At 66.9% G+C, this 20,402-nt stretch carries 14 protein-coding genes and 2 pseudogenes; 11 read left to right on the forward strand and 5 right to left on the reverse strand.

Annotated elements, in window-relative coordinates:
* Nucleotides 1–34: 34 nt before the first annotated feature.
* Nucleotides 35–2,074 (forward strand): phospholipid carrier-dependent glycosyltransferase, encoded by a 2,040-nt coding sequence (locus tag CSC71_RS10310; RefSeq protein WP_162374292.1) that lies wholly within the window; start codon nt 35–37, stop codon nt 2,072–2,074.
* A 53-nt stretch (nt 2,075–2,127) separates the two neighbouring features.
* Nucleotides 2,128–2,286 carry a hypothetical protein gene (locus tag CSC71_RS10315; RefSeq protein ID WP_162374293.1) on the forward strand — a complete coding sequence of 53 codons (159 nt, stop codon included), beginning with the start codon at nt 2,128–2,130 and terminating at the stop codon, nt 2,284–2,286.
* A 12-nt stretch (nt 2,287–2,298) separates the two neighbouring features.
* Here CSC71_RS10315 and CSC71_RS10320 read toward each other — a convergent pair whose 3' ends face one another.
* Nucleotides 2,299–3,906 (reverse strand): GMC family oxidoreductase, encoded by a 1,608-nt coding sequence (locus CSC71_RS10320; RefSeq protein WP_162374294.1) that lies wholly within the window; start codon nt 3,904–3,906, stop codon nt 2,299–2,301.
* 51 nt (nt 3,907–3,957) lie between these two features.
* On the opposite strand from CSC71_RS10320, the gene CSC71_RS10325 reads away from it, so the two are divergent.
* Nucleotides 3,958–5,355, forward strand: coding sequence for an NTP/NDP exchange transporter (locus CSC71_RS10325; protein ID WP_211367966.1), 1,398 nt, complete (start codon nt 3,958–3,960; stop codon nt 5,353–5,355).
* A 19-nt stretch (nt 5,356–5,374) separates the two neighbouring features.
* The gene (locus CSC71_RS10330) at nt 5,375–5,728 is read left to right on the forward strand and encodes a DUF1304 domain-containing protein (protein ID WP_162374295.1); all 354 of its coding nucleotides are present in this window, start codon (nt 5,375–5,377) and stop codon (nt 5,726–5,728) included.
* 5 nt (nt 5,729–5,733) lie between these two features.
* Here CSC71_RS10330 and CSC71_RS10335 read toward each other — a convergent pair whose 3' ends face one another.
* The 4 genes and pseudogenes from CSC71_RS10335 to CSC71_RS10350 all read right to left on the reverse strand — a co-directional run.
* Nucleotides 5,734–6,117 (reverse strand): hypothetical protein, encoded by a 384-nt coding sequence (locus CSC71_RS10335; protein ID WP_246192141.1) that lies wholly within the window; start codon nt 6,115–6,117, stop codon nt 5,734–5,736.
* The gene (locus CSC71_RS10340; protein ID WP_162374296.1) at nt 6,110–6,586 is read right to left on the reverse strand and encodes a hotdog fold domain-containing protein; all 477 of its coding nucleotides are present in this window, start codon (nt 6,584–6,586) and stop codon (nt 6,110–6,112) included. The genes CSC71_RS10335 and CSC71_RS10340 overlap by 8 nt, the downstream gene beginning before the upstream one ends.
* 128 nt (nt 6,587–6,714) lie before the next feature.
* Nucleotides 6,715–9,186, reverse strand: coding sequence for an acyl-CoA dehydrogenase (locus tag CSC71_RS10345; protein WP_162374297.1), 2,472 nt, complete (start codon nt 9,184–9,186; stop codon nt 6,715–6,717).
* Nucleotides 9,187–9,248: 62 nt separating this feature from the next.
* A pseudogene (locus tag CSC71_RS10350) lies at nt 9,249–10,172 on the reverse strand (alpha/beta fold hydrolase); the annotation flags it as partial.
* Between the two features lie 154 nt (nt 10,173–10,326).
* Here CSC71_RS10350 and CSC71_RS10355 point away from each other — a divergent pair.
* The 7 genes and pseudogenes from CSC71_RS10355 to CSC71_RS10385 all read left to right on the forward strand — a co-directional run.
* Nucleotides 10,327–10,926 (forward strand): TetR/AcrR family transcriptional regulator, encoded by a 600-nt coding sequence (locus tag CSC71_RS10355; protein WP_162374298.1) that lies wholly within the window; start codon nt 10,327–10,329, stop codon nt 10,924–10,926.
* 82 nt (nt 10,927–11,008) lie between these two features.
* Entirely contained in the window at nt 11,009–11,596 is a 588-nt protein-coding gene (locus tag CSC71_RS10360) for an RNA polymerase sigma factor (protein WP_162374299.1), read from the forward strand.
* Entirely contained in the window at nt 11,593–12,117 is a 525-nt protein-coding gene (locus CSC71_RS10365) for a hypothetical protein (protein ID WP_162374300.1), read from the forward strand. The genes CSC71_RS10360 and CSC71_RS10365 overlap by 4 nt, the downstream gene beginning before the upstream one ends.
* A 25-nt stretch (nt 12,118–12,142) precedes the next feature.
* Nucleotides 12,143–13,048: a DUF4097 family beta strand repeat-containing protein gene (locus CSC71_RS10370; RefSeq protein WP_162374301.1), complete on the forward strand. Its 906-nt coding sequence runs from the start codon at nt 12,143–12,145 to the stop codon at nt 13,046–13,048.
* A gap of 355 nt (nt 13,049–13,403) precedes the next feature.
* Nucleotides 13,404–16,433 (forward strand): TonB-dependent receptor, encoded by a 3,030-nt coding sequence (locus CSC71_RS10375; protein ID WP_162374302.1) that lies wholly within the window; start codon nt 13,404–13,406, stop codon nt 16,431–16,433.
* A 369-nt stretch (nt 16,434–16,802) separates the two neighbouring features.
* A complete protein-coding gene (locus tag CSC71_RS10380; protein WP_162374303.1) occupies nt 16,803–19,841 on the forward strand; it encodes a TonB-dependent receptor in 3,039 nt (1,012 codons plus the stop codon).
* Between the two features lie 143 nt (nt 19,842–19,984).
* Nucleotides 19,985–20,402 (forward strand): annotated as a pseudogene (locus CSC71_RS10385) (hypothetical protein); the annotation flags it as partial.

Consider the following 20,402-nt stretch of genomic DNA (forward strand, 5'->3'; position numbering starts at 1 on the left):
CCCCGTTGCTTGTTCAAAGCACCGGGGAAACGCCATGGGACGCTCCGTGATCGCCTTGCTGTTGGCCGTGCTGGCCATTCTCGCCGTGCTGCGCTCGGCCTTCGGCACGCGGCTGGACAGCTTCACCATCGACGAACCCTGGCACATCGTCGCCGGCACCGCCTACGTGCGCGGCGGCGACCGCCACCTCAATCCCGAGCATCCGCCCCTGGCCAAGCTCTGGGTCGGTGCGTGGATGCCGGCGGACTTCAAGCTGGGCCCCGAGCCGGCCTTGCGCGAGAAGGTGCAGGAACGCGAATGGGTCGAGCAGACCATGTTCGAGCACAACGATCCGGAGCGCGCGCAGCGGCGCGCCCGCATCGCGATGTGGAGCCTGAACGGATTGCTGTTGTTCGCGCTTGGCCTGCTGCTGTGGCGCGCGGCGGGCCGGGCATGGGCGGTGGGCACGCTGGCGTTCCTCGCCATCGAGCCGACCATCGGCGCGCACCTGCCAGTGGTGATGACCGACGGCGTGCTGGCGCTGACGTTCGCGCTGGTCGTCGTCGCGGCGGGATTGCTGGTGGCGACGTGGCGCTGGCGCTGGGTGGCGGTGTTCGGCGTCGCGGTCGGGCTGGCGCTGGGCGCGAAGCATTCGGCGCTGGCGGGGCTGGTCGGGGTCGGCATCGTCCTCGCGGCCGCTGCGCTGTCGGGCGGGCGGCGCGGCGGATGGCGCGAGGCGGCGCGGCGCGGCGCGAAGCTGGCCGCCGGCGTCGTGCTCGGGGTCGCCCTGCTGTGGGCGCAGTACGGTTTCCGCTTCCATGCCGATGCCGGTGGCGGCGATGGGTTCAACCTCGCGATGGACGCGAAGATCGCCGAGGTCACCAGGCCCGCGCTGCGCGGCGCGATCGCAGTGGCCGACGACCTGCACCTGCTGCCGCGCGCCTACCTGTGGGGCCTGGCCGACACGGTGCGCACCGGCATCGAAGGCCGCGGCGGCGCCTTGCACCTGGTCTGGGGCAAGGTGTACGAGGGGCGCACGCCGTGGTTCACCTGGCCGGCGATCCTTGCCGCGAAGATCCCGATCGCGCTGATGGCGCTGTCGCTGCTTGGCCTGGCGTTGTTGCCGCGCGCGCCGTTGTCTCCCGCCGTGCGCTGGATGCTCGCGGCGCTGGCCGCGGCCAGCGCGCTGCATTTCGCCGCACTGGCCGTCTCGCCGCAGGCGTGGGGCGGCGTTCGCCATGCGACGCCATTGATCGCCGCCGCCGCCGTGCTCGGCGGCGGCGCGCTGGCCGAAGCATGGCGGCGGCGCTCGCGGGTGTTGCTGGGCACGGTCGCGGTATTGTTCGTCGCGGCCTTCGCCATGACGATCCGCGAACCGCGCCTGTGGGAATACCACAACGAACTGGTCGGCGGCACGGCGGGCGGATATCGCGCCTTCCGCAACGAGGGCGTCGACCTCGGCCAGCGCTTCGGCGAAATCCGCGAATTCCACGACCGCGTAATCGCCGGGAGCGGGCAACCGCTGTATGTCGACTACATGCTGATCGAACGGCAGGCGCGCGCCGCGCGCCTGGGTTATCGCCGTTTCGTCGAAAGCCTAGACGATACCAACGCGGCCGGCGTCTGGGATGGCTGGTTCGTCTATACCGCCATCGACGAACTGCCGTGGCCGCAGGTCGAATGGGATCCGGCCGAAGTGTTCAAGGACATGGAGAAGGTCGCGGAGTTCGGAAACGTCCGCATCTGGCACGGCCGCCTGACGCGGCCGAAGACGCGCGCCTCCAGCATCGCCTACAAGGTGATGGATTACCTGTACAAGGAAAACGGACAGGATTCGGCCCTGGTCGCGCGGCGCCTCGAGGAGGTCGTCGCCGTGCGGCCCGAGCACGTCGCCGCCGGCGTCGAACTCGGCAACGCCTACCTGCGCCTCGGCGATGGCGCGGGCGCGGCGCGCGCGTACCGCCGCCTGCTGGAACAGAAGAAGGTGCCGCTGGACGGCAAGGTCGAAAGGCAACTGCGCGACCAGCTTGCGCACCTGGAAGGCGGCGAAGACCCGGCGAAGATCAAGCCGATGCGCAACCCGTGGATGGAATGAGGCCCGCCGTGCGTCATTTTGCACTGGCTGCATCGCGCACGGCCGATGCCGGAATGCAGGAGGTGGCGGATCGCCCGTGGGGCTTTCCATGGAACTGGCGCCCCCTGCTGGTCGCGCCGACCGCGCTTGACGACTTCGCCGCCGCCGTGGCCGAAGTCCGTTCCGAAACATGGAACTACCGCGAGGACCTGAGCCTGATCCCTGCGCAGTGAGGTTCTGCAGGGTCAGGCCGCCTTGATGAGGTCGGCCGCGCGCTCGGCGATCATGATCGTCGGTGCGTTGGTGTTGCCACCGGGCAGGGTCGGCATCACCGAGGCATCGACCACGCGCAGGCCGTCGATGCCGTGCACGCGCAGTTGCGGGTCGACCACCGAGGTTTCGTCGCCGCCCATGCGGCAGCTGCCGACCGGGTGGTAGACGCTTTCGGCCTTGGCACGGATGAATTCGACCAGTTCGCCGTCGGACAGGTCGCTGCGTGGCGGGAAGATCGGCGCGCCGCGGTACGGATCGAACGCCTTCTGCGCGAACAGCTCGCGCGAAACCTTCGCGCATTCGAGCATCATCCTCAGGTCGAAGCCCTCCGCGTCGCTCAGGTAGTTGGCCTCGATCCGCGCCGGCGCGCGCGGGTGGGCGCTGGCCAGCCCGATGCGACCGCGGCTGCGCGGGCGCAGGAAGCAGGCGTGCAAGGTATAGCCGTCTCCGGGCAGGCGGTTGCGGCCGTGGTCGTCGAGCATCGCCGGGACGAAGTGGAACTGGATGTCGGCGCGCGCGTCCGGCGCCAGCGGCGAACGGTAGAAGCCGCCGGCCTCGGCGATGTTGCTGGTGCCGGGGCCGCTGCGGCCGCGCAGGTAGTAGCCCCAGGCGATCTTCAGGTCGCCGACGCGGTCGTAGCTGATGCGCTGCGTCGAATGCTGCAGCGTGCAGATGTCCAGATGGTCCAGCAGGTTCGCGCCGACGCCCGGCAGGTCCGCATGCACCGCGATGCCATGCCGGCGCAGGTCTTCTGCCGGGCCGATGCCGGACAGCATCAGCAACTGCGGCGAGTTGATCGCGCCGCCGCACAGCAGTACCTCGCGTCCGGCGCGGGCGACGACCTCGCGGCCGCGGCGCGCCCAGGCCACGCCGACCGCGCGCCCCTTGTCCAGCACGATGCGCCGGACCAGTGCGCGGGTGACGATGGTCAGGTTGGGCCGTGGCTTCGCCGGGTCGAGGTAGGCGACCGCGGCCGAGCAGCGCGCGCCGTCCTTCTGCGTGACCTGGTAGAAGCCGACGCCGTCCTGGACCGCGCCGTTGAAGTCGTCGTTGCGCGCCAGGCCAAGTTGCCGGCCGGCCTCGACGAAGGCCGACGACAACGGGTTGGTATGGCGCAGGTCGGACACGGACAACGGGCCATCGCCGCCGTGCAGCGCGTGGAACTCCCGTGCGTCCCGGGCCTGTCGAAGGGCGCGCGCGTTGCCTTCGCTGCGCTTGAAGTACGGCAGCACGCTGGCCCAGTCCCAGCCGTCGGCGCCATTCGCCGCCCAGCCGTCGTAGTCGGCCGGCACGCCGCGGATGTAGCACATCGCGTTGATCGAACTGGAACCGCCCAGCACCTTGCCGCGCGGCCACCACAGGCGGCGGCCGTTCAACTGCGGCTCGGCGGCGGTGTCGTAGTCCCAGTTCAGCGATTTCATGCCGACCAGCTTGGCCAGCCCGGCCGGCATGTGGATGAAGGGATGCCAGTCGCGCGGGCCGGCTTCCAGCAGCAGCACGCGCACGGCGGGGTCTTCGGACAAGCGGCTGGCCAGCACGCAGCCGGCCGAACCGGCGCCGATGATGATGTAGTCGTACAAGTTCTTCCCCCGGCAGCTACGGCGTTAGCTTAGTCGACGCGAACACTGGCGATGTTGCGGTGCATCGTTTACCTTGCGCGCATCGTCGCGCAGGAACACGGACGGATGCAGGTCGAACAGGCGCCGGGAACGGCTTCGGGGGAAGGTCGGGTTCACCAGGGCGAATGGCGCGCGGTGGCCATTTCCTTCGTCTATTTCTTTTGCGTGCTGGCCGCCTATTACGTGATCCGCCCGGTGCGCGAGCAGTTGTCGGCCGCGGTCGGTTCGACCCAGCTGCCGTGGTTCTATGGCGCCACCTTCATCGCCACGCTGGTACTGACGCCGGCGTTCGCCGCACTGGCCTCGCGCTGGCCGCGGCGCAAGCTGGTGCCGGTCGTGTACCTGTTCTTCATCGCCTGCCTGCTGGCCTTCATCCCCGCCTTCACCAACGTCGGCCTGCTCAGCCCGCGCGTGCTGGGCATGGTGTTCTTCGTCTGGGTCAGCGTGTTCAACCTGATCGTGGTGTCGGTGTTCTGGATCTTCATGTCCGACATCTGGAGCCTGGACCAGTCGAAGCGGCTGTTCCCGATCATCGCCGTCGCCGGCACGCTGGGCGCGCTGGCGGGACCGGCGCTGACCCGCTCGCTGGTCAACGTGATCGGCGTGGCGCCGCTGCTGGTGGTGTCGGCCAGCCTGCTGTGCATTGCCACGGTCTGCGTGGTGCTGCTCGGTCGCTGGGCGCGCGTGCATGGCGCGCGCCGCCACGAAGCCGGCCACGAGGACGCGGTCGGCGGCGGCATGTGGGACGGGCTGAAGCAGATCTTTACCGATCCCTTCATCCGCGGCATGGCCGTGCTGCTGCTGCTGGCCGACGGCATCGGCACCGTCAACTATGCGCTGATGGTCGATTATTCCGGCGCGACCTTCGTCGATGCGGCGGCGCGCACGCGCTTCCACGCCGACGTGGACCTGGTCGGCAACCTGCTGACGGTGATCGTGCAGCTGACCCTGACCCGCTGGCTGCTGCCGCGGAAGGGACCGGGGATATTGATCATGCTGTGGGCGTTGATCAGCATCGCGGTGCTGCTGGTGGTCGTGTTCTCGCACGATCCGCACGCGCCGCTGTTCACCTTGCCGGTGCTGGTCGGCCCGCTTGCGCCTACCGTGATGGCGTTGATCGTCAGCCGCGGCCTGGCCTACGGCATGGCCGAGCCGGCGCGGCACAGCCTGTACACCCGCGTGCCGCGCAACGTGCGCTACAAGGGCCAGGACGCGGTCGACACGGCGGTGTGGCGCTTCGGCGACGTGGCCATCGCCACTGGCATGAACGGACTGAGGTCGCTCGGCGTGGCCGTCGGCGGATTCGCGGCGATCAGCGCGGTGGCGGCGTTCCTGGCCGCCGGCATCGGCTGGCGGCTGTGGAAGCGGGTCGAGAACGTCGGCGAGGCCGCCGCGGTATCGCGCCGATGACCCGGCGCAGGAGGGAGGCATGATGCTGTTGGCGAAGATCCTGGTCGTGCTGGTCGCGGCCCTGCACCTGTATTTCCTGGTGCTGGAGATGTTCCTGTGGACGAAACCGTTGGGCCTGAAGACTTTCCGCAACACGCCGGAGAAGGCCGAGGCCACCCGCGTGCTGGCCGCCAACCAGGGCCTGTACAACGGCTTCCTTGCCGCCGGCCTGCTGTGGGGCCTGTGCACGGCGCAGTGGAACGTGGTGCTGTTCTTCCTCGGCTGCGTGCTCGTCGCCGCAATCTATGGCGCATGGAGCGTCAGCCGGCGCATCTTCTACGTGCAGGGCGTGCCGGCGATCGCGGCGATCGTCGCCGTGCTCGTGGCGACCTGATCCCGTCAGGCGAACAGCGGCAACGCGAACAGGACGGCGCCGAGCGCGAACAGCACGCTCAGCAGGTGCGCCAGCCAGTGGTTCACGCGCAGCCAGACGAACTGGCCAGCAAGGCGGATCAGCCAGAACAGCGACATGCCGGCGAGCAGGGCGCGGCCGAGCGGAGTCGTCGCAAGCTCGTCCGGAAACAGCAGGCACAGCGCGCCGACCAGCAGGAACACCCAGACCAGCTGCACGTTGGCGATCTGGATGATCGCGCGGTTCGCCAACGTGGTGCCCTGCAGCGTTTCCGGCCACCGGAACAGCTTCCAGAACGCCAGGTGGAACACGGCGAAGGCGAAGCTGTGCAAGGCGCAGGCCAGCAGCATCGCGTCCATCGCGCTAGTCACGCGCCGGCCTCGGCGACACCCACATCGCGATCCTGGCCTTGAACACCGGCTCGCCCTGCGGGTTGGTCACCAGCACGTTGAACGGCAGCTCGTAGCCCTCGGCCGACTCGCGCGGCTCGAAAGCCGGAGTGGCCACCGCGCGCATCGTGCCGACCGCCTTCTTCAGGTACTCGACGCTCATGCCCTTCGGGATCCAGCGCATAGACGCGGGAATGCTGACGTCGCAGGTCAGGCCGCCGACGAACTCGGCCAGATTGCACAGCGCGATCGCGTGCACAGTGCCGAGGTGGTTGGTCACGCTGCGGCGGTGGCGGATCGTCGCCTCGCCGCGGTTGGGCTGCAGCAGGACGATCCGCGGGCGGACGTTGCCGAAGTACGGGGCCTTGAGGCAGATCAGCTTCGAGAACAGCCACTTGCCCAGCGGCTTGCCGGCCAGCTTGTTGTAGATCGACAGAACCTGGTTGCTCATGGGCTTCGCTCTGTCTCCTCCCCTGCGCATGCAGGGGAGGGTTGGGGGAGTGCTCGGTAACCGAAGCGGGAGGGCGGATCGTGGCCGTACCGCCCCTCCCGGCGCCCCTGCCTGCGCAGGGGAAGCGCTTACGCCGCCGCGCGCGGCGCGTTCGGGTACTTGTCGTAGTACGTCGCCGCGCGCAGTTCGTGCGTGTCGAAATCGTCCACGGTGATCGCGTCCAGCGTGATCGCGCGCAGCTCTTCCAGCTGCTTGCGTTCCTCGGCGGTGATCCAGCCTTCGCGCACGCCCTCGTCCAGCTGGGTCTCGAAGTCCAGCGACTCGATGTCGCTGTTCTTCAGTGCCTTCAGGAACTTGCGCTCCACCGGCTCGGCGAGGATCGCCTTGGCCAGGTAGCTGTCGATGCGCCCGGCCGGGTTGTTCTCGCACGGGGTCAGGAACACGCCGCTGGCCAGGCGCTCGCGCGCCTCGTTCGGCGCCATCAGCAGCATCGCCACGCGATGGCTCAGGCGGTCGCCGGGGGCGACGGCGCGGCGGCCCCACGGGAACACCAGCGGCCACAGCAGCCAGCCGAGCGGGCGGATCGGGAAGTTGCGCAGCGCCGACGACAGCGCGACTTCGATCTCGTGCACGCTGTTGTGGAAGGCCCAGGCCAGCAGCGGCTTGTCCGCTTCCGGCGCGCCCTCGTCGTGGTGGCGCTTCAGCACCGCACTCATCATGTACAGGTGGCTGAGCACGTCGCCGAGGCGGCCCGACAGGTTTTCCTTGAACTTCAGCTTGCCGCCCAGCGCGCCCAGCGACAGGTCGGTCAGCAGCGCCAGGTTGGCCGCGTAGCGGTCGAGCTTGCGGAAGAAGCGGCGGGTGTAGTCGTCGCCGGGTGCCACACCGATGCGCGCGGCGGTCAGGCCGAACCAGAACGAGCGGACGGCATTGGAAATCGCCGCGCCGACGTGCCTGTACAACGCGGCGTCGAGCGCGTCGATGCCGGCCTTGGAATCTTCCTCGGTCGCCGCCTTCATCTCCTTCATGATGTACGGATGGCACAGGATCGAGCCCTGGCCGAAGATCAGCAGGCTGCGGGTCATGATGTTGGCGCCTTCCACCGTGATCGCGATCGGCGAGGCCTGCCAGGCGCGGCCGGCGAAGTTGCGCGGGCCCAGGATGATCCCCTTGCCGCCGACGATGTCCATCACGTCCTTGGCCACGTCGCGGCCCATCGTGGTGCAGTGGTACTTGGCGATCGCCGACGGCACCGACGGCACGTCGCCGCGGTCGACCGCCGCGGCGGTGGCCTGCGACAGCGCGCTGATCGCGTAGGCCTTGCCGCCGATGCGCGCCAGCGCTTCCTCGACGCCCTCGAAGCGGCCGACCGACAGGCCGAACTGCTTGCGGATGCGCGCATAGGCGCCGGTGACCGCCGCGCCGGCCTTGGCGCCGCCGCTGGCGGTGGAGGGCAGGGTGATCGAGCGGCCGACGGCCAGGCATTCGTTGAGCATGTTCCAGCCCTTGCCGGCCATGTCGACGCCGCCGATCAGCTGGCTGAGCGGGATGAACACGTCCTTGCCGCGGATCGGGCCGTTCTGGAACGGCGAGTTCAGCGGGAAGTGGCGACGGCCGATCTCGACGCCGGCGGTGTCGCGCGGCAGCAGCGCCAGGGTGATGCCGATGTCCCTGGTGTCGCCGATCAGTCCTTCCGGGTCGTACATGCGGAAGGCGAGGCCGATGATCGTCGCCACCGGCGCCAGGGTGATGTAGCGCTTGTCGAAGGTCAGGCGCACGCCCAGCACGTTGGCGCCGTTCCATTCGCCCTTGCAGACGATGCCGTAGTCGGGGATCGACGTGGCGTCGGAGCCGGCGAACGGGCCGGTCAGGCCGAAGCACGGCACTTCGATGCCGGCGGCCAGCCGCGGCAGGTAGTAGTCCTTCTGTTCCTGGGTGCCGTAGTGGTTGAGCAGTTCGCCCGGACCCAGCGAGTTCGGCACGCCGACGGTGGAGCTGACCACGCTCGACACCGAGGCGATCTTCTGGATCACCTTGTGGTGCGCCAGCGCGGAGAAGCCGAGGCCGCCGTACTGCTTCGGGATGATCATGCCGAAGAAGCGGTTCTTCTTGATGAAGTCCCACAGCTCGGGCGGCAGGTCGGCGTGGACGTGGGTGATTTCCCAGTCGTTGGTCATCCGGCACAGCTCTTCGACCGGGCCGTCGAGGAAGGCCTGCTCCTCGGCGGTCAGCTGCGGCTTCGGGTAGTTCAGCAGCTTGTTCCAGTCCGGGTCGCCGGTGAACAGCTCGCCCTCGAAACCGACCGAGCCGGTTTCCAGCGCGATGCGCTCGGTCTGCGACAGCGGCGGCAGCGCCCTGCGCAGGAACTTCAGCGCCGGCGCGGTCAGCAGCGGCTTGCGGATCGCCGGGACCAGCAGCGGCACCGCGACCAGGCCGACGAGGATCGCGGCGACCGCGGTGGCGGCGCCGCTGGCGCCGAGCAGCCAGACGGCAACGAGGGCGCACGCGGTGATCGCGGCCCAGACGGCCAGGCGCAGGCGGTGGTAGGCGGCGACGGCGCCCACCAGCAAAACGGCGAGGAAGGGAACGATGGCGCCCATGGGCTTGCTCCGGCGGACTCGTTGGAAGCGAGGGGATCGTTGGCGGCGGGAACTGCGGGAAGGGATCCGGCGACCGCGTCCGGCGCGGAGGCAGGCAGTTCCGCCAGGGAATCGAGCACGGTGGCGGCGAAGGCGTCGTTGTCGTCGCCGGCCAGCATGTGCGTGGCGTGCGGCAGGTGCGCGTGCCGCGCGTGCGGCACCAGCGCCTGGAATTCCGCGATGGTGCGCGTCGACACCAGGTCGCTGCGGCCGCCGCTGATCAGCAGCACCGGGCAGCGCACCCGGCGCGCGGCCTCGACCAGGTCGTCCTGGTGGCCTTCGACGCCTTCGGCGACCTCGGCGATCAGGCGCGGATCCCAGTGCCAGCGCCAGCGCCCGTCGGCGCCTTCGCGCAACAGACCGCGCAGGTCGCTTTCCGACTTGCGCTCGCGGCGGTGCGGCAGATAGGCGGCGACCACGTCGGCGGCGTGCGCCAGCGAATCGAAGCCGTTCGGGAACGCGCTCATGAAGGCGAGGATGCGCTCGTAGCCGGCGGCCTCCCAGCGCGGGGTCACGTCGACCAGCACCAGCGCGCGGAACAGCCCCGGCCAGCGCGCCTCGGTGACCAGGCCGAACAGGCCGCCCATCGACGCGCCGATCAACACCGGCGCCTGCGCCAGCGCGCCGACCACGTTGATCATGTCGTCGGCGAACTGTTCGACGCGATAGGGCAGGTCGGCGGGGTTGCGCCGCGACTCGCCGTGGCCGCGCGCGTCGTAGCTCAACCCGGCATGGCCCAGCGCGGCCATCGTCGATGCGGTGCGGCGCCAGGCATCGCGGGTCTGGCCGAAGCCGTGCGCATACAACAACGGTGCCCGCGCGGTCCGGCCGCTGTTTGCGGCGGGGAAACGCGTCGCCGCCAGTTCGAGCCCGCCGGCGCCGGCGACGACGAACGCCTCGGCGTGCGTCGGCACGGGAGCGGGGCCTGGCTTCGGGGGCGACGGCATGACCATACGCATTAGTATGGAACCGCGAATTCACCAACGTCAACCACCTTCCATCGCCCGGGGCATGCCGGCAAACGGCTGATTCGCAAAGAAAAACATGCTGCATTGCAGCAAACATACTCCAACACACCCCGGCGTATGGTTAAATGCAGACATGAGCCCCGCATCGAATGCCGCCGACCCGCTGCCCCCGCCGCGCAACAGCCGCCTCAGTGCCGACGACTGGGCGCAGGCCGCGCTCGACCTGATCGCCGAGCAGGGCGTGGCCGCGGTCGCGGTCGAGCCCCTGGCGCGCCGCCTCGGCGTGACCAAGGGCAGCTTCTACTGGCACTTCCCATCGCGCGACGCGCTGCTGCAAGCGGCGCTGGAACGCTGGGAAGCCTACGAGCAGGAAACCGTGTTCGGCGGGCTCGAGGCGGTGCACGACCCGCGCGAACGCCTGCGTGCGCTGTTCCAGGTGGCCGGCCACGAGATCACGCCGCACATCGTCTACAGCGAACTGCTGAAGGCGCTCGACCACCCGGCGGTGCAGCCGGTGATCAACCGCGTTTCGCAGCGCCGCCTCGACTACCTGATCGCCTCGTTCCGCCAGGCCGGCCTGGGCCGCACCGACGCCCAGCACCGCGCGCGCCTGACCTACGCGGCCTACGTCGGCTTCCTGCAGCTGTCGCTGCAGCTGCAGCAGCCGAAGATGACCCATGAGGAATTCGAGGCCTACCTGGCCCACGTGATCGATACGCTGATCCCGCAGTAAGCCGGGAACGGGCGGAGAACATGCCCCGCCTTTGCGCGTTCCCCGCTTTAAACCTTCCGCCCGCCCGCGACATCCCAATGGCATGCTGACCGCTGCCATGAGCGCCCCGACCTTCGAACCGATCGCCGATGCGGCTGCGGATGCCGACGGTGCGCTGGCGCGCCAGGCGGCCAGTGGCGACACCGGCGCCTTCGAGTCGATCTACCGCCGCCACGCCGGCCGCGTGCATGGCGTGATCGCGCGGCTGGTCGGCGCGCACGGCGCGCGTGCCGAGGACCTGACCCAGGAGGCCTTCGTCCGCGCGTGGCAGGCGCTGCCGCAGTTCCGTTTCGAAAGCGCCTTCGCCACCTGGTTGCACCGGTTGGCGGTCAACACCGCGCTGATGGAATTGCGCAGCCGCCGCTCCGGCCCGCGTTTCGACGACGACGAAGCGCTCGGTGACGTCGGCGTCGCCGATTCGGCCGGGCACGGCGCGGCGCTGGCGATGGACCTGGAACGCGCGGTCGCCACGCTGCCGCCGCGCGCCCGCGCCGTGCTGGTGCTGCACGACGTCGAGGGCTGGAAGCACGAGGAAATCGCCGGCGAGCTGGGCATGGCGGTCGGCAGCTCGAAGGCGCAACTGCATCGCGCGCGGCAACTGCTGCGCGCGCGGCTGGGAGAAACGACATGAACACCAACGAATCCGGCGACGACCTGCTGCGCTGGCAACTGCGCGGCCTGCGCCGCGACCTCGAGCCGGGCCGCGACCTGTGGCCGGACATCGCCGCGCGCATCGCCACTGCGCCGCAAGCCGCGAAGGCGCGCCGCGCGAGGCCGGCGTGGTTGCCGATGGCGCTGGCCGCGTCGCTGCTGCTCGCGTTCGGTGCGTTCTGGCGCTTCGGCCCGGCGCCGTCGGCGCCGTCGGTGCCGGCCACCGCCGCATCGTCCGGCAATCACGTGATCCAGATCGAAGCCGCCGCCTTGTCGCGGCAATACCAGGGCGCCCTGGTCGAGCTCGTGCAAAGCGGCACGCCGACCGCACGGGCGGAAGACGAATCGGGGATCGCCGCGGCGATCCACGACCTCGACCGGAGCGCGGCGCAGATCCGCGCCGCGCTCGAACGCAGTCCCGATTCGCGCTTCCTGCTCGAACGACTGCGCCGCACCTATGCCCGCCGCCTGGCACTGACCCAGCGCGCGATCCTTGCCTGAGGCACCATCCATGAGGGACACATCCATGAAAAACGCGACCCTGAGCACGACCCTTTCCTTCGCGCTGTTGCTGGCGCTGGCCGCGCCGGCCTACGCCGCGACCCCGATCAACGAAACCCGCCCGCTGTCGCCGACCGGACGCGTCGACATCGAGAACGTCAAGGGACGCATCCAGGTGCGCGCCTGGCAACGCGACGAGGTGAAGATCGAAGGCAGCCTCGGCGCCGGCGTCGAGAAGCTCGTCGTCGAGGGCGACCGCGAGCACCTGACGGTGAAGGTGCGTTATCCGAAGGACGGCTGGGGCCGCGGCAAGTCCGAACCCAGCGAACTGCTGCTGACCGTGCCGTTGAAGGCCGACCTCGACATCGATTCGGTTTCGGCGAACGTCGACGTGCAAGGGGTCGCGCCCTCGTCGCTGTCGATCGACAGCGTCAGCGGCGACGTGCTCGTCGCCGCCGCGCCGGGGGAATTCAGCGCCGACAGCGTCAGCGGCAACCTCAACGTCACCGTCAACAGCGCGGACGTCAACATCGACAGCGTCAGCGGCGACATCACGCTGCGGGGGCGCCTCAATGGCGCGATCAACGCGGAAACGGTCAGCGGCGACATCGACGTCGTCGTCAATGGCGAGCGCATCCGCGAGGTCAGCGCGAACACGGTCAGCGGCGACGCCAAGCTGCGCACCGCGCTGGCGGTCAACGGCGAGATCCGCTTCGAAAGCGTTTCCGGCAACCTGGTCCTGATCCTGCCGAAAGACCTGTCGGCGCGGGTCAGCGCGGAAACCTTCAGCGGCAACCTGCGCGCCCCGGGCGCCGAAGTGAAGCGTCCGAAATATGGCCCGGGCGCGAATCTCGACGTGCGCTACGGCAGCGGCGACGGAGAGATTTCCATTGAAACTTTCTCGGGGGACGCGGAGTTGCGGCTGGAGTGAATATCGAATGCGGCGCGGCATCCGGCACCGCCGAATGGGCGCACGGCTCCTTCCAAGGACAGACGGCGGACAGGAGGACTTTGACCCCTGATGGGACTTTGAACAGGGGAAGGCTGGCACAAAAGGGGTGTCCCCCAATTCCGGCGAATCCCCTGTTCATATTCCAATTTATTGAAACATAATGAAATTTCTCTCTCTCCGTGGCCGTTAAGCAGGACTTCACATCTTTGTGAAGATCACGTTATCCTCGGCCCACCAGGCGTCAGCTGATGTTGCGTCTGCACAAGCCGGCCAGGCCTATTCAATGGGGACCAGGTCTTTTCAGTGTCGTACAGACCAGAGAGAGAGGGCATTAATGACTACCCACAAGGGTTCCAAAAATCTGCGCCGCACCGCGTTGGGCGTGGCGCTGAGCATGTGCATTGCGGGTGCAGCTTGGGCCGCCGACACGGGCGGTCTGCGCATCACCATCACCGGTGCCGGCGGCACGCCAGTGGCCGGCGCCACCGTGAAGGTAAGTTCGCCGAGCAGTCTGATCAGCAAGACGGGTACGACCGATGCCAACGGTGTCCTGCGCCTGGTCGGCCTCGATCCGGCAACGAACTACACCGTGGAAGTGGTCGCTTCCGGCTACAACGATTTCAGTGCCGGTAATGTCGCGGTGGTCAGCGGCAAGGACCTGAACCTGGGTTATGTCCTGGGTGGCGGCGGAGACGCAACCAACCTCGACGCCATCGTGGTTACCGGCGCCTCGCTGGCGGCCATCGACACCACTTCGGCTACCGTCAGCAGCGTGCTGACCCTGGATCAGGTGGAAGCCCTGCCCACCGGCCGCAACTACCAGAGCTACCTGCAGCTGGTGCCGGGCGTGAAGCCGAGCTCCGGCGGCAACCCGTCGTCGAAGTCCGGCGTCAACTATTCCGATATCGGCGGGTCCGTCGGCTCTTCCACCGACAACGTCTATCTGCTCGACGGCGTGGACGTGACCGATCCCTCCACCGGCACCTTCGGCGCCAACTTCAACTCCGAAATCATCCAGGAGCAGCAGGTCATCACTGGCGGCGTGCCGGCGGAATACGCTGGTGGCTCGGGCCTGATTTCCAAGGTGGTGACCAAGTCGGGTAGCGACGAATGGCACGGCTCGCTCAACTACTACTTCCAGAACGACAGCCTGGTCGAAAAGAACAAGCACAACACTGATTCGGGTTTTTCGACCTACGACACCGCCTTCACTCTGGGCGGTCCCATCGTGAAGGAAAAGCTGTGGTTCTTCGCTTCGCACCAGAAGAAGTATCGCGAAACCGACGTGGTCAACGCGCAGACCGGCGAAGCCATGCGTACCGTCGACAGCGATGCCGAGTACTCCTTCTTCAAGGCCACCTGGCAGATCACCGATGACGACCGCCTGACCGCCACCTGGTTCCGCGATCCGACCGATATCAGCGGTACGACCAACGCATCGACCTTGAACAACCGCGATTTCGCGCAGAAGCAGGGCGGCGACAACTACAAGCTGGAATACAGCCACGACTGGGAAAACTTCCGCTTGAACGCCTACGGCTTCCGCCACGAGGGCGAGCTGTCGCAACTCCCGGCCGATTTGTCCGATCGCAACACCATCGCCTTCCGTGCTTCCGCAGGGGCGACGCTGGAGCAGCGCAACCTGGGCGGCCTGGGCAGCGCCTACATCTCCGAGCGCAACCGCGACGAGTTCGGCGCCAGCGCCGAATGGTGGCTGGATACCGATTTCGGCTCCCATACCTTCAAGCTGGGCGTTTCCAGCACGGAAAACGAGTATTTCGAAAACACGGTCTACACCGGCAACAAGGCGATATACACCTCCATCGACAACCAATACAGCGGGCTGACCCTGGATGAAGCGGTGGCCGGCCTTTCCGGTGGAAACGCCTGGACGACGCGACCGATCGTGGGTGCCGACTACTCGCGCATTCTCAGCGCCATCAGCGAAAGCCCGAACAGCGCGTATTTCGTGGGCCTGCTCGACACCAACGGCGATGGCGCGGTTTCCCCGGCCGAACTGGGTGCCTACCAGTTGACCAGCACGGCAGGCAACCCGGGCGGTTACCTGAACAACTACCGCATCATCGAGACGCAAGCGGCGCCCTACACCGTTTCCTCCAAGGGCAAGACCTTCTACCTGCAGGACACCTGGACGCTGAACCAGTTGACCGTCAATGCCGGTGTGCGCGCCGAAGAATGGACGCACTACGATTCGAAGGGCGGGCAGTCCGCCAAGTTCAAGTGGGAACTGGCCCCGCGCCTGAGCTTGGTGTACGACCTGTTCGGCGACGGCCGTACCAAGGTCTGGGGCTACTACGGCCGCTACTACGATCCGATCCGCAACAACATGTCCGACTTCGCCGGCAACCTGACCGGCCCGAGCTACGACGAGCAGATCTTCCTCGGCGACCAATGGCTGACGTTCCGCGTGCGCGGTGGCGAGAAGGATCCGGATGCCCTGTTCGCGCCGTCCACCAAGACGCCGTACACGGATGAGTTCCTGGTCGGCTTCTCCAACACGTTCCGCGACGACCTGAGCCTGTCGTTCACCATCACCAAGCGCGTCACCAAGGACGTTCTGGAAGACTACGACCTGGCGTTGTATTCGGATCCGAACGGCGACTACGACGGCGATGGCGTGGGCCCGGACTTCGGCACCGCCGACGAGAACTCCAAGTACTACCTGCCGCTGTCGTACTTCGGCTACACCACCGTGCCGAATTCGAACTACGTGATCGCCACGCTGGCCGGCGGCAAGCGCGAGTACATGGGCTACGAAATCAGCCTGCAGAAGTTCAAGAAGGACCACTGGCAGGGTGCGCTGTCGTACACCTACAACGACGCTCACGGCAACACCAACTCGGACAGCAACGCGGACTTCCAGGGCGACTGGATCGCCATCGATCCGCGCGCGCCCAACATGTGGGGCCCGCAGGCGGGCAACATCAAGCACCAGTTCAAGGCCTGGGGCTCCTACGCGTGGGACAACGGCTTCGAGGTCAGCGGCGTGTTCAACTGGAACAGCGGCGTGCTGTACACCACCGCGCAGCTCGTGAGCTCCCGCTACCTGCCGGTCATGGGTGATCCCTACGTGGACGGTGGCGTGGAAGACACTTGGGTGCTGCCGGGTTCCGTCGGTGCCAATGAAGGCCCGTCGTACTACACCTTCGACGTGCGCGCCAAGTACACCCAGGAACTGCCGGTGGGCAAGCTGGAGTTCTTCTTGGACGTCTTCAACATCCTGAACAAGCAGTCTCCGACTGCCGAGTCGGGGCTGGTGTCGGGTGGCACCTACGGGTTCGGCGAATCGTCGGCATGGGTCGAGCCGCGTCGCCTGTATCTGGGTGCGCGTTATACGTTCTGATCCCAGGTTCCGCTTATCTGCAAGACTCGATGCCGGCGCGTGAGCGCCGGCATCTTTTTTTTTGCCGGCGACCGGCGATTGCCGCCTGACGGGGGGGGTAAGCGGGGTTTGCAGAACCCCTGGATCGGTCAAAGCGGAGCTGGTTTCCCGGCCTGAAGGACGGCAGGGGTCAGCATTAACGACCTAACTTGCTGAATATGAAGAATTATTAATTTGTGACCTCGGTTGGTTTCACTTCCAATCGACGTAAAGATTGCGTTATGCTCCGGAAACCAGGCGTCCGGTGGCATCGCGCCTGCACAAATCGACCGGTTCCGCGAATGCGTGCTGGTCAATAACAGGATATTCCTTCGGAGAGAGAGCGCAGCAATGACTACCCATAAGGGTTCCAAGTATTTCTCGAAAGGCGTCCGCCGCACCGCGTTGAGCGTTGCGCTTGGCATGTGCTTCGCCGGTGGCGTGCAGGCACAGACCAATACCGCGGGTGCAGTGTTCGGTCATGCGAATGCAGGCGACACCGTTACCGTTACGAACCCGGACACCGGCGTTACCCGTACCGTCACGGTCGGCAGCGACGGCAACTACCGACTGGCGCAGTTGCCGATCGGCAAATATCAGATCAGCCGCAATGGCGGCGAGACGCGCGAAGTCACGGTAAGCGTTGGTACGGCGAGCAATGTCGACTTCGTCGTCGGCGACGCCACGACGCTTGAGACCGTGACCGTGACCGGCGCCGTGATCAATCCCATCGACGTTTCGTCGGTCGAGTCGACCGTGGTGCTGACCGAAGCGCAGATCGATCGCATGCCGATCACCCGCGACACCACGTCGCTGGCGCTGCTGGCCCCGGGTACCACTCTGGGCGACAATCGCATGGGCGTGGGCAGCAAGCAGGACGGCAAGCTGGCCTCGTTCGGTGGCTCGTCGGTCGCCGAGAACGTGTACTACATCAACGGTTTCAACGTGACCAATCTGGTCAACGGCGTGGCGTTCAACGAACTGCCGTTTGAAGCCATCAGGGAAACCCAGGTCAAGAACGGCGGCTACGGCGCCGAATTCGGCCGTTCGCTGGGTGGCGTGGTCAACGTCATCGGTAAGCGCGGTACCAATGAATGGCACTTCGGCGGCAACGTCATCTTTTCGCCCGACAGCGTGCGTTCGAATGCGGTGCGCTACATCCCGAATCCGAACATGCTGAATCCGGATGGTTCCTGGCAGCGTACCCCCGGTCCGGGCGACTGGATGCAGGTGGAGACCGACAGCTACCGCGAATCGATGGTCTACAACGCCTACGCCAGCGGCCCGATCATCAAGGATCGCCTGTTCTTCTACGCTCTTGGCCAAGGTAAGGACGACACCACGAAGGCCTTCGGTGCGGATCGCCAGAGCGAAACGACCTCCGACGCGCCGCAGTTCTACGTCAAGCTGGACTGGAACATCACCGACAACCACATGCTGGAGGTGACCGCGTTCCGCGACCGCGAAGAGCAGAACGTCCGGACCTGGGAGTCCACGACGGCCTATGGCCGCGGCAAGGGTGCCGCGCTGCTGCCCGACTCCTACCAGCTGGGCGGCGACAACTACATCGGCAAGTGGACCGGCTATTTCGGCGACAACCTGACCCTGTCGGCCCTGTACGGCGTGGGCAAGTACGACCACACCTCGCAGGTGGGCTCCTCGGAATGCCCGAACGTCCGCGACTATCGCCCGGGACGCCCGGACCCCTCCGGTACCTACACCGCCTACGGTTGCTGGACCACGGGTGGCATCGATGACCCGAACGCCAACGAAAAGCGTACCGCCTATCGCTTCGACGGCGAATGGGCGCTGGGCGACCACACCCTGCGCTTCGGCCTGGACAACGAGGAGTACGACTTCCTCGGCGGCACCTTCTACACCGGCTACGACGGCACCTACCGCTACCTGCGTACCTTGGAAGCCGGCGGCACGATCCCGAACTCCGGCTATACCAACAACACCGGTGCGCCGCTGGATTACGTCGTGATGCGCCACTTCGAGAACGGCGGCGAGTTCACCCTGAAGAACTCCGCCTTCTACCTGGAAGATTCGTGGCAGATCACCGACAACTTCCTGGCCTATCTGGGCATCCGCAACGAGTCGTTCGAGAACCTGAATGCCGCTGGCGGCAGTTTCATCAAGATCGACAATACCTGGGCCCCGCGCCTGGGCTTCTCGTGGGACGTGAACGGCGACTCCACCTTCAAGCTGTTCGGCAACCTGGGCCGCTACTACATCCCGGTGATGGGCAACACCAACATCCGCCTGTCGGGCGCCGAGCTTGACTGGCAGGAGTGGTATGCGTGGACGGGTGAGTTCACCAACGACATCTACGAAGAGCCCGTCCGCGGCGAGCAGCTGGGCACGCGCTGGTATGCCTCCGATGGCGCGACGCCCGATCCGCGCACGGTGGTCGATCCCGACATCAAGCCGATGTTCCAGGACGAGCTGATCCTGGGCTTCCAGGCCCAGCTCGCCGAGAACTGGGTGGGCGGCATCCGCGGCGTCTATCGCAAGCTCAACACCGTGATGGACGACTACTGCTCCTACCAGCAGCCCTACGACTGGGCGATCGCCAATGGCTACACCGAAGATCAGGCGGACAGCATCGGCAACGCCGTCGCGGCCTGCTTCCTGATGAACGTCGGCGAAGACCTGAACATGTATGCCGACCTGGGCGAGGCCGACCTGACCAAGCTCACCATCCCGGCCTCGGCGCTGGGCATCGACAAGGCCAAGCGTCGCTACACCGCGCTGGAGTTCTTCTTCGAGCGCGTTTGGGACGGCAAGTGGACCGTGCAGGGCTCGTACACCTACGCGAAGAGCATCGGCAACACCGAAGGCTACGTGAAGTCCGACATCGGCCAGGATGACGCCGGCATTTCCGCGGGCTTCGACTACCCGACGCTGGCGGAAGGCGGCTACGGCTACCTGCCGAACGACCGTCGCCACGCCATCAAGGTCTTCGGTTCCTACCAGATCACCGACGAATGGCTGGTCGGCGGCAACTTCATCGCGCAGAGCGGTCGTCCGCTGAACTGCCTGGGTGCGGTGCCGGAGCACGAAGACGGTACCTACGGCGACGGCCACTGGGCGGAGCCGGGTTACGACGGCTATGCGATGTACTGCAATGGCGTGCTCGTGCCGCGCGGTACGGCGGGCCGGCTGGAGTGGAACAGCAACCTGAGCCTGAGCCTGGCCTATACGCCGAAGTGGATGGACGGGCTGCGCTTGTCGGCGCAGGTGTTCAACGTGCTCAACGACCGCAGCGTGCTGGCGGTGAACGAGCAGTGCGAATTCACCACCGACACCATCGATGCCAACTGCCATCGCCCGATCTCGACCAACCCGGCGCGTTCGATGACCTTCACTATCGAATACGATTTCTGATCGTATAGGCAAGTTGGTGCATCACCTTGGCGGCCCCTGAAAAGGGGCCGCTTTTTTTTCGGGCCAACCTGTGCCCGTGCTGTCCTGGTGGAGTCGCGCCCGCATGCCGTGCTTGGAGCGGATATGCGAGAATCGCCGGCCAGATGGCATCGACGCATTCCCAACCGCCGCATCCTGTATCTGCGGGCAGCTACCGGCATGGCTGCGCTTCGACGCTTCGATCCGCAAGCCAGAAGGCGCGGGATGCGCAGGCGGCCCGGGACGCGATCAATCGGCTGCGTGCATTCAATCTGGTCGAAGCCATGGTCGGGTACGTCGAACGCCTGGGGCCGCTGGATCGGATCCCCATCCCCCTCTTGCTGACGATCGCAAGTAATTTCAGCGCACTCAACGAACAGCGCCGGGCCCTGAAGTATCTGGATGAAGCGCGGCGAGGCGATCCGGAGTATCCGGCGACGCTGGTCGCCCGCGGCCACGTGCTGATGTACCTGGGGCGGCTGAAGGAAGCGGAATCCGAGCTGCGGCGGGCGATGGCGCGCGCGCCGGAGATCGCCCAGCTGT

Source organism: Pseudoxanthomonas sangjuensis (assembly GCF_010211755.1).
GTDB lineage: Bacteria > Pseudomonadota > Gammaproteobacteria > Xanthomonadales > Xanthomonadaceae > Pseudoxanthomonas_A > Pseudoxanthomonas_A sangjuensis.

Coding starts and splice junctions, on each gene's coding strand:
- CSC71_RS10340 (WP_162374296.1), bottom strand. CDS start 6,586: ATGAGCAACCAGGTTCTGTCGATCTACAACAAGCTGGCCGGCAAGCCG.
- CSC71_RS10330 (WP_162374295.1), top strand. CDS start 5,375: ATGATGCTGTTGGCGAAGATCCTGGTCGTGCTGGTCGCGGCCCTGCAC.
- CSC71_RS10370 (WP_162374301.1), top strand. CDS start 12,143: ATGAAAAACGCGACCCTGAGCACGACCCTTTCCTTCGCGCTGTTGCTG.
- CSC71_RS10355 (WP_162374298.1), top strand. CDS start 10,327: ATGAGCCCCGCATCGAATGCCGCCGACCCGCTGCCCCCGCCGCGCAAC.
- CSC71_RS10315 (WP_162374293.1), top strand. CDS start 2,128: ATGCAGGAGGTGGCGGATCGCCCGTGGGGCTTTCCATGGAACTGGCGC.
- CSC71_RS10375 (WP_162374302.1), top strand. CDS start 13,404: ATGACTACCCACAAGGGTTCCAAAAATCTGCGCCGCACCGCGTTGGGC.
- CSC71_RS10310 (WP_162374292.1), top strand. CDS start 35: ATGGGACGCTCCGTGATCGCCTTGCTGTTGGCCGTGCTGGCCATTCTC.
- CSC71_RS10345 (WP_162374297.1), bottom strand. CDS start 9,186: ATGGGCGCCATCGTTCCCTTCCTCGCCGTTTTGCTGGTGGGCGCCGTC.
- CSC71_RS10380 (WP_162374303.1), top strand. CDS start 16,803: ATGACTACCCATAAGGGTTCCAAGTATTTCTCGAAAGGCGTCCGCCGC.
- CSC71_RS10360 (WP_162374299.1), top strand. CDS start 11,009: ATGCTGACCGCTGCCATGAGCGCCCCGACCTTCGAACCGATCGCCGAT.
- CSC71_RS10325 (WP_211367966.1), top strand. CDS start 3,958: ATGTTGCGGTGCATCGTTTACCTTGCGCGCATCGTCGCGCAGGAACAC.
- CSC71_RS10365 (WP_162374300.1), top strand. CDS start 11,593: ATGAACACCAACGAATCCGGCGACGACCTGCTGCGCTGGCAACTGCGC.